This is a genomic window from Rathayibacter sp. AY1A3, from assembly GCF_002930975.1.
GTDB lineage: Bacteria > Actinomycetota > Actinomycetes > Actinomycetales > Microbacteriaceae > Rathayibacter.
In genome coordinates, this window is the sequence record NZ_PSTO01000001.1 from 53,508 (window position 1) to 69,523 (window position 16,016).

The window sequence follows — 16,016 nt, forward strand, 5'->3', positions numbered from 1 at the left end:
AATCGCCGGGCAGTCGATGGAGCCCGTGGCCGAGCCGCCCACCGAGTCCTGAGCGAAGACAGCGTCGACGCCTGACACGGCGAATCCGGATCCCAGGAGCGCGATAGCCGCGACGACGCCGGCTGTACGGTTCCAGCGGCGCTTCGCTCGATGGGCAGGGAAGAACGGCACAGGGGCCTCCGAATCCGAGGCGATCTACACTGCGCCGTCAGCCCACTCTGTCCTATGGTCTGCGCGCACTGCCGCCCCCCAAGCAGGGCTGGCGGTCTCACCGTCTCGACGTGCGTCGAGCCGACTCCGAACCGTCGCGCTCGACGAGAACGACACGACGCGCCCCTGCTTGCCGGTGATCAGCCGAACCGCCTCACACCGAGGCTGATCAGTGGCCCGGCTCGCGCTCGGCATCGCGTTCCGGCTGCGAGACGCCGGTCCGGCACCAGTGAGGCAGCGGAGTCGATCCTGCCGCTACACGCGTCAGGGGAGCGGTCGGTGGTCGAGACATCGAGAACCGGACGAGATGCGATAGTCGACGCGGACTACGGGAGCTGCGGGGGTGCGATCAGTTCGAGGAATCCACCGAGGGCACCTTCGAGGTAGATGATGCGCGTGCCGGCTCGGGCGCCACCGGTCATCCAGTGAGGTGTCCCGACCGGTCTCCAGCCGTGTCCAGCGCAGAGCTCGAGGACACGATCGAGGTCCGAGACCGTGAGCGCGATGTGCACCGTGCCGACCTGTGCGGGCGAGCCGGCGGACTCGAGCTGTCGGGGCGGGTCGTACTGCAGCAGCTCCACCCGGTGGGGGCCGAGTGCCAGCGTCGCTGCGCGGATCACGGCTCCACGGACGCCGGTGGTCGCCGCCGTGACGTCGACGTCGAGCGTGAAGGTGCGCTCGAGCACGAACCCGAGACCGGAGCACCACAGCACCAGCGCGTCATCGAGGTCGGCCACGGTGAGACCGGAGTGAGCGACGTCGGAGACGAGCGGTGATGCCATGACATCAGTATCGAGCTCCGACACGCCTGCCTGAGAGAAGAGGGTCCCGGCACCCGATCCCCCTACGGACGCAGGCCGCGCAACGAGCAGAGATACTCTTTCCGGATGTCGTTCCCGTCCATGCTCCACGAAACCGTCGATGCTGCCGAGGATCGATTGCTGGACGCGATGCGCGCAAGTGACGTCGATGCGCTTGGTCGACTGCTCGCACCCGAGCTGATCTTCACGACACCCGAAGGCTCGATCATCAGCCGGGACGAAGATCTCGGAGCACATTCGTCGGGCACAACGAAGTTCGAGTCGATCGATGAAATCAGTCGCAGCACGCTGGCCTCTGCCGGCGGCGCCCAGACCACGTCCGTCGTAGACGTCGTTGTGATCGACCACGGCACACGGATCGAGGCTCGGCTTCACTACGTCCGCGCATGGCGACGAATCGCCGGGCGCTGGATGGTCGTCTCCGGAAGCGCAACACTCGCACCCGCACCGAACGCCTGATCGTTCCGCTGAAGGATCCCCATACGGAGCAGTGCGCTTCAGAAGGGAACGACCGGTGTGTCCGTTGCAACCTCCTGTCGTCGCCGGGCGAGAATCAGCCCGACATTCAGGACAAACAGCGTCAGGAAGATGAACGCGCCCGTCGCGGCGTCGAGGTCCGTCGTGAGCTCGAGGATCATGAACGCGATGGCGGCGGCGAGAGAGGCGCACGCGGTGATGGTGAACACTCGAATCAGCCCCGTGTGGTTCCACCGCTCCTCGTCAGTGCTCATGAGTGACCTTCTCGCACCTGCTCGTCGGTGCGAGTCACGAGGCCCTTCGAGCTTCATGGCAAGAGAACGCCGTCTCGATTGAGGATCGTCGGTCGGGGTTGAGCGTCCAGTGGCCAGTACCGCAGGCCGTAGGACGGGCTGAATGAAACGGAAGGGGCGAGCGATGGCGGCAGGGTTCAGAGGTGGGCGCTCGGCGCCCGAGGTGCGACTCACTCAGTGGAACTGGTTCAATCGCGCAGGAGCTCCGACGGAGCGTGTTCTCATCGGAATCACTGTCGTTGCGATCATCGGCGGCAACGTCATCTTCGACGCACTGAACCCGGACGCCCTTCCCCTTGCTGCTCGCCTGGCGGTACTCGTCGGTGCGCTCGTGGTGTTGAACGTTCTGCCGCTCGTCGTGCACGCCATTCGCCAACCTGCACCGTACGCCGACCTGTCAGCCGAGACGGTGCGCGTGCGCTCACGGGTCACGCCGTTCGCGTCGTTCACCACGGCACGGAGGATCGAGACCGGTCGGTCGAAACAGGTCGTCCTCGAGGTGTCGGCGCCAGGCCAGAAGGTGCTCCTCGAACTGCGCGACAGGCTGGGCCGAGTCACCACCGACCCCACCCAGGACGCGATCGTGACGTTCCTCCAGGGAAGCAGTGTCTCGATGCCGTCCTCTTCGGACGATCCCACGGACCGGTTCGCTCACGTGAACTTCCCGCAGCACCTCACCCGCGAGCAAGCCATCGAACTCGCCTCCCACCCGCTGACTGTCCCCGCCGTCGGCGCCGGCCGCGATGACGTCGGGACGCCATTGCGCGGCGAGTCGCCGTCCCAGTAGGGGATGGTCTACCGGGTGCGGACGTTCAGCGTGTCAGGCGTTCCTCTCGAAAAGGCTGCCGGAGTGCGCCGACGAGCCGACCCACGCTTCGCGTGCGTTCACTCGGCTAGCGAAGAACGTGGTCCAGGTCTGCTTCAAAGCGGGCTCGGGGAACGTCGTGACTGCTCGGGTAGGCGGCTCCTGCTCCGATGTCGATTCCGAAGAGCCCGATGTAGAACGCGTGGACGAGTAGGAAGCCGGGAACTAGATGCACGCCGACGGCGGCCACAGCGAGCATCGCAACCGGAGTGCGCGGATCGCGTTCCTTCCGAATCGATGACCGGTGATTCACGCGGAGAACACCATGAGGGCTCGTGCGCGTTCCACGACGAGTCGGGGCGCTCGTGATGCTCCTGGGGCGACGCGGATGCTGGCAGCGATGCCTGGCGATGCCCGTTCGCGGCGCAGCGGCGTCACTGTTCCGTGCTGGAGGGCGGCACTCGAGCGGCTGCGAGCTGACGGGTGCCGGGATCACCGACACCCAGGATGAGGACGCTCTCGATGCTGCCGATCGTGTCGGGATCGATGATCTGCAATTCCTGATCAGCATCCGCTGTCAGCGAGCCGACCTCGCTTCCGACGTCCGCAGGGAACCTCAACTCGCCGTCGTTGTCCTCGAGTGGAGCGCTCGTGAGAAGGACTCGCGGTTCCACTGCTCCGGTCAGGCTCAGCCCGCTGAAGGACAGCCACACCGTCCCGTCCTCTCGCTCCTCGATCAGGAGATCGCCGCTCGCATCGTTGGACACGCTCTCGAGTGACGTGCGGATGGGCAGCTGCTCCAGAAGCGACTTGGCGGCGGGAGAGTCCGTTGCATCAAAGTCATCCGTGGGGCTGTTCGTAGGAAGGCTGGGAGCGGCGGACGTCGCCGAGGGGCTGGCGACGGCGGTTCCCTCGAGGGGTGCCGTGCACCCGGCCAGGGCCAGAACGAGCCCGGTCGCAGCGGCCATGACGGATAGCCGGCCGATCGCGTTCGTGTCTGTCATGGTGTGCGCTGCTCCGTCCGTCGAACTGTCGCTCAGCCTACGCAGGGCACGATTCTCATCGCCCTGTCGAAGGGTCTCCGCGGGGTCAGTGGTGTGAACGCCTGTCGATCGAATCGTCGTGCGAGCAGCGCCGGACATCAGTCGCGCTCCAACCCTGTCCCTCTTGGCATCGTGAGCCAGAGGATGAAGGTGAGGAGGAGGCCGAGGATGCCGCTGACGACCAGCGCAGCGACGGCGAAGGCGGAACCGCCGAACGATCCCTGAGCATCGTTGCTCGTCTCCACCGGCACGAACCAGTAGACGACGGCTCCGACGATGAACAGCAAACTGACGATAAGGGCGCCGATGCAGGTGTCCCGCCGCATCTTCTCTTGGGACCCGTCGCCTGAGAGGTTGACGAGCCACAGGATTCCGATGACGGCCGGAGCGCCAGCGAGGAACGCTAGAAACACGGGTGCTCCTGGTCGATGACGGGCCGCGACAGTATCCGCAGCTGGGGCAGGAAGAGCGCCGCGGCCGATACGGCGACCATCACGCTCCTCCGTCGAGGGCGACCGAGTGGCTCGCGGTCATCGGGCGGCAACGGTGAGATTCAGGTCCTCACCGACGCGGAGGATCTCGTCCGAGGGGAACCGGAACGGGTTGAGGTAGAACAGGTCGTCGGCCGTCATGCCGAATCGTCGGGACCGAAAGACGCGGCGGGGATGACGAGCTCGTCGGATGTCAGGGCCAGCCGGCCGTCCGCCGCTCTCAACTGGACGGCGCCGGTGGTCCCGTCGCTCCCGGTGAACGTCGCCACGCCTAGATCGCCGGTCAGCGGGGAGGTGAAGCCGTCGTCCGTGTTCGTCGCCGGTGGCGGAGTCGGTGGTGCAGGCTGCGCCGTGCATCCCGTCACGACCGCCAGGCATGCCGCGACCGCGACCGTGTTGCGCACTTTCGAGAGCGTCCCCACCGGCTCAGGTTAAGCGACGTCACCGCTTTCCTCGTGGTCGCGTCTCGGCCTGAAATGCTCAGCACGGTTCGGAAAGGGGAACGTCTGTCGCGGGCCAGCAGGAAGCCCAACGGCTCCTAGGCTGACCCGATGAGTTCCCCGGCACCGACCCGCCCATTCGTGGGTGTAGCGCGCATCGCCGTCGGTGCAGCCGCGGTCGCGGTGATCCTCCACACCTACGCGCTGAGCATCGTGGCCGGCGACCCGAATCCGTTCGACTACTTCGGCTACTTCACGAACCAGACCAGCCTCCTCGCGAGCGCGGTGCTCATCGTCGCCGGATCGGTCGCGCTCGCCCGCCGTCCGACTCCGGCGTGGCTGAGCTACGTCCGCGGCGCGGCGACGGCCTACTCGATCGTCGTCGCCGTGATCTACAACACCCTCGTACCCGGTACCGGGACGGCCCCGCCCTGGGTCAGCGCCGTCCTGCACGTGGCGCTCCCCGCGCTCGTCCTCCTCGACTGGATCGTCGTCGCCGACCGCGGACCGCTCTCCTGGCGCCGGCTGTGGGTGGTCCTGCCCTACCCGATCGTCTGGGTCGTCGTCGTGCTCGTCCGCGGAGCGACCGACGGATGGGTGCCGTACGGCTTCCTGCTCCCCGAGAACGGAATGCCGTCGCTCGTCCTGCACGTCGCCGGCCTGACCTGCGCGGTACTCCTCGCCGGCGCACTCGTCTGGGCACTGAGCCGACGCCGCAGATCGGCCGGTTGATGTCCTGTTCTCCGTCGCCATGAATCATGAGGCGTGCTGATTCCCGACGTCGGGCGCGTCACCTCTCATGCGCCGCGGCTCGGCCGCAGCGGGCTCTGATCACGCGCGACACGAGATCGATGACCAGCAACCCCGACATCAGTTCAGTCTCGCGAACCCGAGCGCCTTGTGCGCGTCCCGTATGGGGATGGTCCAGCGGGCGTCCGGCAGGGCGTCTCCATGCCGGACGACGAGCGGCCCGCTCGCAGGGGGGGCTTAGCGACGCGCGGATAGTGTGCACTGCGTGGTTGACGTCGCTCGGAAGGGACCCCTGAGTCCGGTGATCGCCGCGATCGCCGTCCTCGGGATGATCGTCGCGCCCGTCGTGCTGACCTACCTCTCCATCAGCGAGAGAGGAATCGGCATGGGATTGATGCCCACCGACGAGGAGGCCGCAGCAGGGAAAGCCTTCCTCCTCGCGGCTGGCATCGTCGCCTCCCACATGCCTTAAGGCCGTCCCTCGACTCCCGAGCGATGATCACGGCGGCGCGATGCCAGGCCGACCGTCGCGCGCGGATGATGATCTGGCGGGCGTCCGGTAGGGGATAGGTCACAGAGGCACTGTCGAACCGACAAAGTTCGTTAACGACGCCTGAGACGAAACCGTGCTCTGAGGGCATTCACTACTGAGGGGGTGATGTCGGATGGTCGGTGCTGCTGAGGCGACGCTGGTAGATCGTCTTCGCGGCGGTGACCCTTCGGCGCTGGATGCTCTCTTCCGGATGCACGGCCGCGCGGTCTACCGCGCCGCGGGAAGCTTCCTCGCGGACGCCGGCCATGCGGAGGACGTCGTGCAGGAGAGCTTCTTCCTGCTCTGGAAGCGCCGCTCGAGCGTGCGCATCGTGGGGGAGTCGGTGCTGCCGTGGCTGCTGGTGACGGCACGCAACGTCAGCTCCTCGACCAATCGCCGCGAGCAGCGCCGGCGCCACCAGCCCCTCTCCGACGACACCGCCTCTCGCGGCGTCGATGCGGAGACGAGCGACCGGCTGCTCGACGTGCGGAGGCTGGTCGAGCAGATGAGTGCGACGGACCGCGCGATCTGGACGGCGTGCATCGAAGACGACCTCAGCTACAGCGATGCCGCGCGCTCCCTCGGCCTGTCCCACGGGACGGTCCGCAACCGCCTCTCGCGGGTGCGGGCATCGCTGGCGAGAACTGTGACGGAACGGACAGAGGACCATGGACAGTCGTGACCTGAGCGATGAGCAGCTCGAGCGCATCAGCGCACGACTCGCGCACCGCATCCGCCGCCGCCGACGTCTCGGTCAAGCCGCGGCGGTGACAATTGCCGGTGTCGCGGGCGCGGTCCTCAGCGCGGCAGTCCTGTCGGCGGTGACGACGGAGCGCGGCACTCCGGTCGCAGCGCCCGTCACCTGCTGGGAACAGGACGGGCGGGGCGTCGCTCTGTCGGGCGAGATCCAGACGCCCGCGAAGCAGTCCACGGCGTCGCTCGCAGCGGCGTGTGCTGCGCTCGCGGGCACCAACGGAGACGGAACGGACGCCGCCCTGTTCTCCCTCGCAGGAACCCAGGTGTGCCAGGAGGGCGGCCGGATCGACATCTTCACGGGACTGACCACCACAGTCGACTGCATCAACCCGCCCGTGACCCGGACCGGAGTCGACCAGTGACCTTCAGACGCACGAGAACCCTCGCCCTCAGTACCCTCTGCCTCTCCGCGGCGCTCCTCGCCAGTGGATGCGCGACGAGCGCCAGCAGCCCCGGGTCGCCGTCGACGGCGCAGCTGCCGGGTGAGCTGCTCAGCGCCGAGGACGCGACCAGGCCCGTCTACGAGACCACCGCGGTCATCGGCGATCAAGGATCAGGCGGATGGCTGCTCGATCACCCCGTCAGCCTTCGCATCATCGGCATCGACGGCCGGTCGAAGCTCAGCGTCGACGGGCCATGCAACACGCTGACCTACGACCTCCAGTCCGCGGGTCTGCAGACGTCCGTGTGGGTCGTCAGCGGGGGCCCCGCGACGACCTACGTCGGCTGCCTCGCCGCCGCTGGCGAACGAGAGCAGTGGCTGATGGACGTCCTGGGCACCGAGGACGTCAGCCTCACCCAGACCTCCACGACGATGCGCATCCGTTCCGGCCCCGTCACCATCGACGCCACCGCCAGCACGACCCCCATCTCCACCGAGACGCCTGCCCAACCAACGGAGACGACGGAGGCCCTGACACCTACGGTCCCGACAGAGGGCCCGCCGGGCACCCCCATCGCCACCGCCGCCTCTGAGGGGCCGATCATCGACGTCCAGAAGCTGACGAACCCGGCGCTCGACCTGGCCAACGGCACCGGAAGACTCCTCTCGACGCTCAGTGCGGAGGAGAAGAAGCAGTACCCGATCTACGCGGTCGGAACCACGTACGAGGAGCTCGCCGCGTATGACCCCGCTCTCGCGGACCACTATTGGGTCGCACAGGACGAGCCGGTCTGGGCGCTGACCGTGCACGCGCCCGCGGAGAGAACAGACGTGCCCTATGGCTTCGACCTCCATCGGGTGGACGTCTTCACCGCCGTCTACGACGGGATCAGCGGAGAGCTCCTGACGTCACAGGGCGATGTCGACCTCGCGTCTCTCGGTGCGCCCGGCGAGCTGATCACCGCCGGATAGATCCTTAGTTACCGTCCGTATGGGAATCCCCAAACGGGACGCCAGAGGCGATGCGGATGAGGCGAAGCGCGCGATTGCTTGGTGGCGCGCTCGCTACGCTCACGTGATGGTCGGCCTCTCGCAGTGGCGCCGGCGAGCTGACGCTCGCCGTTCGCGCCGCGCCCGGTTCCGGGTTCTGCTCGCTGAGGTCTGTGGTGAGTGCTCGCACCCCTGGGTGGAGCACCTCGCGGACGCCGGCCTGGTCGGCAGCCCCGTGTGCTCGGAGTGCGTCTACGAGCTCGAGCATGGGTTCAGTAGCGGACCGATTTGTCACCGACCGGTTCCGATCGATGTGTTGAGTCGCGCTGATGCCGCTGCGGCGGCGGCAGGGCAGGGCCGCAGTGATCAATTGGTCGGAGGAGGCCGGATTCGGGTCGCAAAAGAAGACCGTGACGCCTCTTCGATCGCGACCCTGCGCGAAGCGACAGCCGCTCTCTTCTTCGGGCTGGTCCAGCCCAGAGATGTGATCGCTCTGGCGGCAGATCTTCTCGCAGCGGGGAGTGACGGCGTGTCCCTCGTCGCACTCGCGTCTCTCTACTCCAGCGCCACTCCCGCCGACGTCTTCGACCTCAGCTTCGCGGCACTCATCGAGGCGGGCGCGCGACCGCTAGATCGGGACGGGGAAGAGATCCCGCTTCTCGCGCTGCGCGTCGCATGCCTCCGGTTGCTCGACGGGGACTGGGATCTCCGCTCCTTCTCCTCCTGGGTGCACGACCGCATTGGCCACGAAGGACCGGCAGCTGCGCAGCCCCTTGTCGAGGTCGATGACGAGCTCGACGCACGAGGCATCGGAGCGGGCGAGCGATACCGCCAGAAGGTCCTTCGACTCGCCGCCACCTTCCTCGCTGACACAGAAGGACCGGCCAGCGAGGACCACTAGCGAATCCGTCCGGTGCACGATCGTCAACCGGTCAGTTCCGAGGGCTGGTGTCACCCCAGAGGTCTGTGGGTAAGCACGGCGGCCGGGTCGGGAGACCCGTAACCGAACTCCCCACCAGTGGCTTACCTCACCCGGGTAGGTCCGCGGTGCGTGCTGGCACCGGGGACGTCCCAGGAGGACAGGAGGCCGAGCATCGAGCGCTTGTCCTCGAGGTCGGGGTTCCGGGTCAGGAGGAGGTGCAGATTTCGGACGATGAGGTCGAAGTGCTCTCCCTCGGTCCGCCCTCCGGGGCGGGAGAGAGACGACGCCTCGGCTGGCCAGAGCGAGTCGGTGCCGAGCATCATCTTGACTGGGTACACGCTGACGCCAACCTGCACAGTGACGGGGTAGTAGGAGTTCGTGACGTCCTGTCGTCTCGGTGGGGCCGCGAAGCTCACGAATTCTGCTGCGGGTGCGTCGTATGTGAAGCCGCTCGCGGTCCACAGCTCGAACATCCAGTCGGTCCACAGCCCTGAGTCGTCGGGGACGCCCTCGACGTTCGAGTCGCGCTCCATACTGCAGAACAAGGTCCACATGTCGAGTCCCATGAAGCCGACCATCTTCTCCACGAAAGCTCGCAGGGCGCGGTCAGCCGTCTCGGCGTCGTAGAGCAAGCTGATGTCGTCAGTCAGGAGCGCTCCTCTTTCTTCTTGGTCAACGTGGATGGGCGTGGCCAGGCGAGTACGGCTCAAGGGAGTCCCACGGGCTGTTGCTGCTAGTGCGAGTGGTTTGGCCTACTTTGCCCAGCGACGAAGGCGGCGCAGCGTCTTGGAATCTGCGCGCACGATGCCGACGTCCCGATGGAACCGGAATTGAGGGGGAGCATCGACCAGCTCCAGTGCGGCGCGTGCCGAGCGCTGGATCGTGTCGGAGTCGCCCTGGACGGTGGCCGCGCCGATGCGGGCAAGGTGCCATCGAAACACTTCGGAAGAAAGTTGCGAGCTGACCTCAGCCGCCCAGGAGTCGAGGTGGGCGATCGCCTCTTCGACGTCTCCCGAGCCTCGTCGACTCAGAAGCACCTCAGCGGCGGAGATGCGTAGCGAGCCGGAGGTCCCGTTCAAGGTCGGATGCTCCTCCATTGCCGACCGGTACTGATGCAGCGCCTCCTCTGCGTCGCCGGCTTGGGCCGCGATGTTCCCGAGAAGCTCGCGACTGTGCGCACGATCTGCAGCCCAGTTGTGCTCGGGGAGGTCCACGGCACGGGCCAGCAGGGGGCGGGCGGCGTCAATCAAACCTGCATCGCGAAGAGCTATCGCCTTGATCTTGAGGTACTGCTGACGGTTACTGGGACGGGCTCGGCCCAGTCGGCGCTCGAACTCATCGCGATCAACGACACCCCACCCAGGATCACGGAACCAGTCATCTGCCACTTCAGAGATGATCCTCCGCGCGACGCTGCACGAGCAAGGCGAGCTCCGTCCGAACCACGGTGTTCCGTATAGCGATGGTCAGCCGGTCGGTTTCGAGTGGTGCCGCTTCCGCTCCCACTCCTCCGCGAGGATCGCGTAGACCGCTGAGTTGATCCAGGTCTCGCCGCGTTTCTCACTTTGCAGGAACAGGGCCTCTCGCCGCAGGCCCATCTTCTCCATCGCGCGCACGGAGCCGCGGTTGTGAGCTGCGGCACGTCCGATGATGCGGTGCAGACCGAGCGATCCGAACCCGACGTCGAGCAGGGCGGCGCCCGCCTCGAGCGAGTAGCCCAAGCCGGCCGTGTTGGGGTGGAGGAACATGCCGATCTCGCCCTGCTCCCCGTCCGCCGAACGGATCAGGACGGCATCGCCGACGAGGGCCGCCGATGCTCGGACCTCGATTCCGTAGAAGCGGCGATGACCCGGTTCGCGCAGCTCCCACTCGCTGTCCCGCTCCTCGAACCAGGAAGCGTACTGCCCGTCCGAGAGCGACGGGTGGCCGAGGAACCGAGAGGCGTGGGCGTCGCCCCGGTACGCCATGACCGACGCTTCGTCGTCCCGGGTGAGGCGACGCAGGCGGAGGCGGGGTGTGAGCAGATCGACCACGCCATTCATCTGCTCAGGCTATGTGCGGGTGAGGTCGACGCTGCGGGAAGCCGTCCCGTAAAGGGATGGTGCACCGGTACACGCGTGCGCAGCCGAACCGGCTGTCAATTCTCTCGGCCTCCTGCACAACTCATGGCGACGTCGCGGCACTCGTGCAGACGACCGTGGAGATTCAGATGCTCGGGGACATCTGCACAACAGGTACAGGCTTGGCACTCGTCGCCTTTCGAGCGACCGCTGGGGACGATCAGGAATCGAGTGGTGGAGACCCCGCTCGGGCATGACGCTCGAGCGGGGTCGTGATCAGCTGTGCCGCCTTCAGTTCTGTCCACCGCTGACGAGGAGTTCGCCGCCGCTGATCCAGCGTGCGAGCGGGCCGACGAAGAACTCGACCGCGTCGGCTACGTCATCGACCGAGCCCATCCTTGATCCGAGGGGGCTGGCGCTCTGCACCAGCGTGCGGAGCGGGTCATCATCGGACGCGGCGGCGAAGTACCCGGCGCCGTCCGTCGCGCTGGCGATGATGGTGTTGACGGTCACGCCACGCCCCCCGACCTCCTGAGCAAGCACCCCGGTGAGGTACTCGCCGACCAGCTTGCTGGACGCGTAGAGCCCGAACCCTGCGACGGGTCGCAGTACGGAACCTGATCCGATGTAGAGAATCGTTCCGCCCCGGTTCACCGTTCGTGCTGCCTGCTGGAGCGTGAAGAACGCACCCTTGGCGTTGACGCCGAACATCCGGTCGTACTCCGCTTCGGTGACGTCGACGATCGGTCCGCCGGTTTCATCGATACCGGCGTTCGCCACGACGACGTCGACACCTCCGAACTGCGCCAGCGCTGAGGTGAACAGCGATTCGACCTGCGTCGGATCCGACACGTCGGCCTGGACGGCCACGGCGTTGGAGCCGGCTGCCGTGATGGCGGCGACGGTGTCTGCTGCTCCTGCTGCGTCGCGTGAGTAGTTCACGACGACGCTGGCGCCGAGGAGGCCGAGTCGGATTGCAATCGCTTGCCCGATCCCTCGGCTGGCCCCGGTGACGACCGCCACCTGGCTGCTGAGGTCCGTCCAGGAGGGTCCGCTACCGCGGGTCGAGCCGTTGTCGGTGGTTGTGTCGGTCATGTGCGATCCCCCTGCCTCAGGCGCCGGCGCCGCCGTCGACGGGCACGATGGCGCCCGTCACGGCTGAGGCGCGGTCGCTGAGGAGGAAACCGGCGACTTCGGCGACTTCGAGGGCGCTCGCCATGCGGCCGATGGGGCTGGCTGCGTTATTCGCGTCGATGATGCCCGGCGTCTTCTTCTCCCACTCGTCCATCATCTCCGTTGCGGTTCCACCCGGCGTGATCCCGTTGACGCGGATGCCTTCCCCGGCCCAGGTCACCGCCGCGGTCTCGGTGATGCTGTTCAGTGCTCGCTTCATCGCCGCGTACGCGGGCAGGGGCGGAACTGCGCGGCGGCTGCCGATGCTGGAGGTGTTGACGATCGCACCTCCTCCGGACTTCCTCATGAGGGCTGCTTCGGCAAGCATCGCGACCCAGTGAGCACGGAAGTTGACCGCGAACTGCTCGTCGATGTCCTCGTCGGAAGTGGTGTCGAGGGGACCGGTGCTCTGCTGGTTCACGCCGCCGTTGTTAAAGGCGCCGTCGAGGCGTCCGTGGAGCTCCTCGACGTGGTCCACGGCGGCGCGGATGCTCGCCCGGTCAGCGAGGTCCATGGCGACGGCATCAGCCGTGCCGCCCTGACCGCGGATCTCGTCGACGATCGAGCCGAGCGCTTTCGTGTTGCGGGCCGCCAGCACGACAGCGGCACCCTCGCCGGCGAAGAGGCGAGCCGCTGCGGCGCCGATGCCACGGCTGGCTCCGGTGATGAAGACGACTTTGCCGGTCAGCAGGCCGACCGGTGTGGATTCGTTGGTGTGTGTCATACGAACACCGTCGCCGCCCGCAGAATCCGCATCCAGGCACAAACGGTACGAGGATCCATCGCCGGCTCAGGCGCACACTGGGGAGCATGGACAAGGGTGAGCTTGCAGCGTTCCTCCGAAGTCGCCGCGAGCGTCTTCGGCCGGAGGACGTCGGATTACCGTCGGGACCACGCCGCAGAACACCGGGTCTACGCCGGGAGGAGATCGCCGTTCTCGCGCACATCTCCACCGAGTACTACGCCCGTCTCGAACAGGGCCGCGCTCCTCGACCCTCGGACGTCGTCCTCGGTGGTATCGCAGGTGCTCTCCGTCTTACGTCCGAGGAGTCCGACCACCTGCACCGGCTCGCCGGCACCGCTCCGACCCCGACGGGTCTGCACCGTCGCGACGTTCGACCGAGCGTTCTCGCGCTCCTCGAACGACTCCCGCACACCGCCGGCATCGTCCTGTCCGCCACCTTCGAGGTGCTCGCGTGGAACGATCTCGCAGCAGCCCTCATGGAGGACTTCTCGTTGCTGCCGCCGCGCGACCGCAACCTCGCGAGGAAGACCTTCCTCGCCGCAGAGCAGCCACGGGAAGCGATCTACGGCATCTCGGACGAGATCGCGTTTCAAGAGGGCGTCGTCACGCAGCTCCGCAACGCTCACGCCACGTACCCCTCAGACCCCGTCGTCGCGGAACTCATCGACGAGCTCCAGACCGGCAGCGCCGAGTTCGCACGGCTCTGGAGACGGCACGACGTTCAGACGCCGCCACCCCTGCGGAAGACGTTCCGCCGCACGCCGGTGGGGGCGATCACCGTCGACTGCGACTCGCTTGCCATCACCGAGCGCGACCAGCACCTCGTGCTCTACACCGCACCGGCAGGCTCACGCGACGCCGAGAACCTCGCTCTGCTGGAGGTTCTCGGCGCCGAGCCGCTCACCGCCCGGCGTGACCTCTGAAGAACGAACCCATCGCAAGTGCTGCTGACGTCGACGGCACGACCCGACGCAGAAGTGTGCGCGCGCGATGATCTCGATACGCGGTGGCGGCGCAACAAGCGCGCGGGAGGCGAGATGCTTGTCGACCTCGAAAATTGACATCCACTCGAGAGATCTCGTACCCATCTCGTCCAGCGGTCGGGCGTGCGTCGACGTTATCCCAGTCGTCCCGTAAGAGGATGGCTTACCGGTCAGCGCAGCTTCGTCGCGCGGACCTGCTCGCCGGGCGCGCTCAAATCGGATACCCGAAGTAGCGTTCGATCCAGCTCGAGTTGCTCATCACGCGCGGTCCGTCGTATCGGGCCCAGAGCGTTTCTTCAGCAGCGACTGTGAAGTTCTCGGTGTCGAGGGCTGCCAGTATCGGTGACAAGTCCTCCGCTTCGACTAGCGCATCGAACTCCTCGCGTGTATACGCTTCCTGGGCTTCGAGGGCAATGAAGCAAAGGTCCCCGTGTCGGCTGATGCAGATGACGAGGTTCGCCGAAGTGCGGTTTGCTGCACCGTCGACCGTGACGTGCGTGAAGGTAGCGGAGTCCTGCCATTCCCACGGATCGTCCGCCGTGACAGCACTGGGAAAGCTCTCATCGAGCAGTGCGACGAGGGCGTCCACCATTGCCGCCAGTCGCTGACCGTCGAAGTCAACCGGCTCATCGCCGGGCCCAGGGGTGTCCAGCTCGCGTAACCGCCGCTCAAGCGCGATTCCCTCTAACCACATGCCCCAAGTCTCTCCCCAGCTGTAGTTCGGCGCCTACCAGAGCAGTGCCGAAGAGAGCGCATGGGCGTTCCGTCGGGGGATGGCTTAGAGAGATGCTGAGAGCATCATCTGCTGTTGGAGCAGGTGGCTTGGGTTCACCTCGCCCAGCGACGCAGCTGGCACAGCGTCTTGCGGTCCGTGTGAACGAGGCCGACGGTCGGGTGGAACCGGAATTGAGGTGGGGCCTCTACCAGTTGCAGAGCGGCGCGTGCAGACTCTCGTACGGCGTCGACGTCGCGCTTGATCGTGGCCGCGCTGATGCGCGCTAGATGCCGATGTCATGCCAGCCACCCCTGCACGACGCGGGAGAGCGCGGCGTCGAGTTCGGCCTGGCTGTCTGCACTCAAGGCGGCCTCGGCGAGCTGTCTTGCATCAGAAGCCGTCGCGTTGTCCGGCAGTGCCGCCAGCAGATCCTCGACATTCGGCAGGAGTGAGCTCATGACTCCATCTTCGTCTGTAGTGCCTGAGATCGCTCACCCGTCCAGGATGTCGATTTCCTCAAGCGTGCGAAGTCTCTCGGCCAAGAGGTTCTAGGTAGTGCCGCTGAGTCGCGGCCGCACGTGGACATGCTATTCCCAAGGCCCGTGCTGGCGTCAGGTCCGTGTTCGGCCTGCGCGGTGTTTGTACTCTGGCTCTGGCCGGAGTGGGATATATGCCGCCCAGTCTCGTCCGGCGATGGTGGCCCACCGGTTGAGCGATTGAGCTCCGATGCCGGTGAGTTCCTCGAGTGGGCCGAGCGGGATCTTGCCAGCGAGGTTGAAGCGAGCCGCGCTGCGCAGTCGTGCAGCGCTGAAGCCGTGCCGTTTCAGCTCGGATCCAAGGGTGGACGGCTGCACCGGCTGTCCGCCTTTCATCGAGGGGAAGAGCCATCCTTGTCCGGGATCCTCGGGCCAGGGGCGGGGAGCATCTCGGAGTTCGAGCGTGAGCTGCGCCAGGACCGGCGGGAGCCGGACGGGTTCGTCTCCGAGTCGGATTGAGATGCTGTTGTGGAGTTCGCTGACGTCGATCTGGGCGCGGGTAAGGGTGACCAGGTGCGTCAAGCGTTGCCCGAAGAGGGCGACGAGCAGGCCCGCTACCCGGGCGCGGAGCGGGATGCTTCCGTCCTCGGAGAGCTTGGTGATCGCGGCGAGGAGTTCGGTCTGGGTGTGGCCTGGGCTGGGTGTGGCGGGTTGGCGGATGACCAACTCGACATCGCCGAGGAGGCGGGCGCCGTGAGCCCACCGCAGGAACGCACTGAGGGCGTTCTGGTCGATGTGCTCATCGAGGACGAACTGCTCCAGCTGCGCTTGACGCAACGATCCGAGGTCGGTGTTGGAGTGTCCGAGGTGGCGGAGGAAGCGGTCGGCGGCCTCGATCTTCGCAGGATCGGTGCAGGTACTCGACCAACATGGTGACTTGGTCGCTACGTGG

22 protein-coding genes are annotated in these 16,016 nt (G+C 66.6%); 10 read left to right on the plus strand and 12 right to left on the minus strand.

From position 1 onward, the window contains the following. Positions 1–536 precede the first annotated feature (536 nt). Positions 537–992, minus strand: a complete 456-nt coding sequence (locus C5C10_RS00275; protein WP_104328189.1) for a VOC family protein — start codon at positions 990–992, stop codon at positions 537–539. A 105-nt stretch (positions 993–1,097) separates the two neighbouring features. Here C5C10_RS00275 and C5C10_RS00280 point away from each other — a divergent pair, with 105 nt between their 5' ends. Continuing rightward, complete coding sequence (locus tag C5C10_RS00280) at positions 1,098–1,490, plus strand: nuclear transport factor 2 family protein (protein WP_104233967.1); 393 nt, start codon at positions 1,098–1,100, stop codon at positions 1,488–1,490. A gap of 38 nt (positions 1,491–1,528) precedes the next feature. Here C5C10_RS00280 and C5C10_RS00285 read toward each other — a convergent pair whose 3' ends face one another. Next, positions 1,529–1,762 carry a hypothetical protein gene (locus C5C10_RS00285; RefSeq protein ID WP_104233966.1) on the minus strand — a complete coding sequence of 78 codons (234 nt, stop codon included), beginning with the start codon at positions 1,760–1,762 and terminating at the stop codon, positions 1,529–1,531. Between the two features lie 163 nt (positions 1,763–1,925). Here C5C10_RS00285 and C5C10_RS00290 point away from each other — a divergent pair, with 163 nt between their 5' ends. Further along, on the plus strand, positions 1,926–2,588 hold the full coding sequence (locus C5C10_RS00290; protein WP_104328190.1) for a hypothetical protein: 663 nt from the start codon (positions 1,926–1,928) through the stop codon (positions 2,586–2,588). 452 nt (positions 2,589–3,040) lie between these two features. Here the strand turns inward: C5C10_RS00290 and C5C10_RS00295 are convergent, their stop codons facing one another. The 3 genes from C5C10_RS00295 to C5C10_RS00305 all read right to left on the minus strand — a co-directional run bounded on the left by C5C10_RS00295 (position 3,041) and on the right by C5C10_RS00305 (position 4,562). Next, a complete protein-coding gene (locus C5C10_RS00295; protein ID WP_104328191.1) occupies positions 3,041–3,610 on the minus strand; it encodes a hypothetical protein in 570 nt (189 codons plus the stop codon). Positions 3,611–3,747: 137 nt separating this feature from the next. Then, a complete protein-coding gene (locus C5C10_RS00300) occupies positions 3,748–4,062 on the minus strand; it encodes a hypothetical protein (protein WP_104328192.1) in 315 nt (104 codons plus the stop codon). A gap of 215 nt (positions 4,063–4,277) precedes the next feature. Further along, on the minus strand, positions 4,278–4,562 hold the full coding sequence (locus C5C10_RS00305) for a hypothetical protein (protein WP_104328193.1): 285 nt from the start codon (positions 4,560–4,562) through the stop codon (positions 4,278–4,280). Between the two features lie 129 nt (positions 4,563–4,691). Between C5C10_RS00305 and C5C10_RS00310 the strand changes: the two genes are divergently transcribed. The 6 genes from C5C10_RS00310 (at position 4,692) to C5C10_RS00330 (ending at position 8,891) form a co-directional block, all read left to right on the plus strand. Beyond that, positions 4,692–5,312 (plus strand): Pr6Pr family membrane protein, encoded by a 621-nt coding sequence (locus C5C10_RS00310; RefSeq protein ID WP_104328194.1) that lies wholly within the window; start codon positions 4,692–4,694, stop codon positions 5,310–5,312. Between the two features lie 319 nt (positions 5,313–5,631). Further along, on the plus strand, positions 5,632–5,802 hold the full coding sequence (locus C5C10_RS17655) for a hypothetical protein (protein WP_181073343.1): 171 nt from the start codon (positions 5,632–5,634) through the stop codon (positions 5,800–5,802). A gap of 193 nt (positions 5,803–5,995) precedes the next feature. After that, positions 5,996–6,544, plus strand: coding sequence for an RNA polymerase sigma factor (locus C5C10_RS00315; RefSeq protein WP_104328195.1), 549 nt, complete (start codon positions 5,996–5,998; stop codon positions 6,542–6,544). After that, positions 6,531–6,980, plus strand: a complete 450-nt coding sequence (locus tag C5C10_RS00320; protein ID WP_104328196.1) for a hypothetical protein — start codon at positions 6,531–6,533, stop codon at positions 6,978–6,980. The genes C5C10_RS00315 and C5C10_RS00320 overlap by 14 nt, the downstream gene beginning before the upstream one ends. Beyond that, on the plus strand, positions 6,977–7,972 hold the full coding sequence (locus C5C10_RS00325) for a hypothetical protein (protein ID WP_104328197.1): 996 nt from the start codon (positions 6,977–6,979) through the stop codon (positions 7,970–7,972). The genes C5C10_RS00320 and C5C10_RS00325 overlap by 4 nt, the downstream gene beginning before the upstream one ends. 106 nt (positions 7,973–8,078) lie before the next feature. Then, the gene (locus C5C10_RS00330) at positions 8,079–8,891 is read left to right on the plus strand and encodes a hypothetical protein (RefSeq protein WP_146082074.1); all 813 of its coding nucleotides are present in this window, start codon (positions 8,079–8,081) and stop codon (positions 8,889–8,891) included. A 122-nt stretch (positions 8,892–9,013) separates the two neighbouring features. Here C5C10_RS00330 and C5C10_RS00335 read toward each other — a convergent pair whose 3' ends face one another. The 5 genes from C5C10_RS00335 to C5C10_RS00355 form a co-directional block, all read right to left on the minus strand. Beyond that, a complete protein-coding gene (locus tag C5C10_RS00335; protein ID WP_104328199.1) occupies positions 9,014–9,544 on the minus strand; it encodes a hypothetical protein in 531 nt (176 codons plus the stop codon). A 120-nt stretch (positions 9,545–9,664) separates the two neighbouring features. Next, complete coding sequence (locus C5C10_RS00340; protein ID WP_104328200.1) at positions 9,665–10,300, minus strand: hypothetical protein; 636 nt, start codon at positions 10,298–10,300, stop codon at positions 9,665–9,667. A gap of 78 nt (positions 10,301–10,378) precedes the next feature. After that, positions 10,379–10,954 carry a GNAT family N-acetyltransferase gene (locus C5C10_RS00345; protein WP_104257703.1) on the minus strand — a complete coding sequence of 192 codons (576 nt, stop codon included), beginning with the start codon at positions 10,952–10,954 and terminating at the stop codon, positions 10,379–10,381. 309 nt (positions 10,955–11,263) lie between these two features. Then, positions 11,264–12,067 carry an SDR family oxidoreductase gene (locus C5C10_RS00350; RefSeq protein WP_104328201.1) on the minus strand — a complete coding sequence of 268 codons (804 nt, stop codon included), beginning with the start codon at positions 12,065–12,067 and terminating at the stop codon, positions 11,264–11,266. A 16-nt stretch (positions 12,068–12,083) separates the two neighbouring features. Next, positions 12,084–12,869, minus strand: coding sequence for an SDR family NAD(P)-dependent oxidoreductase (locus tag C5C10_RS00355; RefSeq protein WP_104328202.1), 786 nt, complete (start codon positions 12,867–12,869; stop codon positions 12,084–12,086). On the opposite strand from C5C10_RS00355, the gene C5C10_RS00360 reads away from it, so the two are divergent. Continuing rightward, positions 12,863–13,813, plus strand: coding sequence for a helix-turn-helix transcriptional regulator (locus C5C10_RS00360; protein WP_258060310.1), 951 nt, complete (start codon positions 12,863–12,865; stop codon positions 13,811–13,813). The two genes, C5C10_RS00355 and C5C10_RS00360, sit on opposite strands and share 7 nt — an antisense overlap. 271 nt (positions 13,814–14,084) lie before the next feature. Here C5C10_RS00360 and C5C10_RS00365 read toward each other — a convergent pair whose 3' ends face one another. Both C5C10_RS00365 and C5C10_RS17660 read right to left on the minus strand, forming a co-directional pair. Continuing rightward, a complete protein-coding gene (locus C5C10_RS00365) occupies positions 14,085–14,567 on the minus strand; it encodes a hypothetical protein (protein ID WP_104328204.1) in 483 nt (160 codons plus the stop codon). A 317-nt stretch (positions 14,568–14,884) separates the two neighbouring features. Then, the gene (locus C5C10_RS17660) at positions 14,885–15,046 is read right to left on the minus strand and encodes a hypothetical protein (protein ID WP_181073345.1); all 162 of its coding nucleotides are present in this window, start codon (positions 15,044–15,046) and stop codon (positions 14,885–14,887) included. 546 nt (positions 15,047–15,592) lie between these two features. Here C5C10_RS17660 and C5C10_RS00375 point away from each other — a divergent pair. Further along, entirely contained in the window at positions 15,593–16,000 is a 408-nt protein-coding gene (locus C5C10_RS00375) for a hypothetical protein (RefSeq protein ID WP_104328206.1), read from the plus strand. The last annotated feature ends 16 nt before the right edge of the window (positions 16,001–16,016 follow it).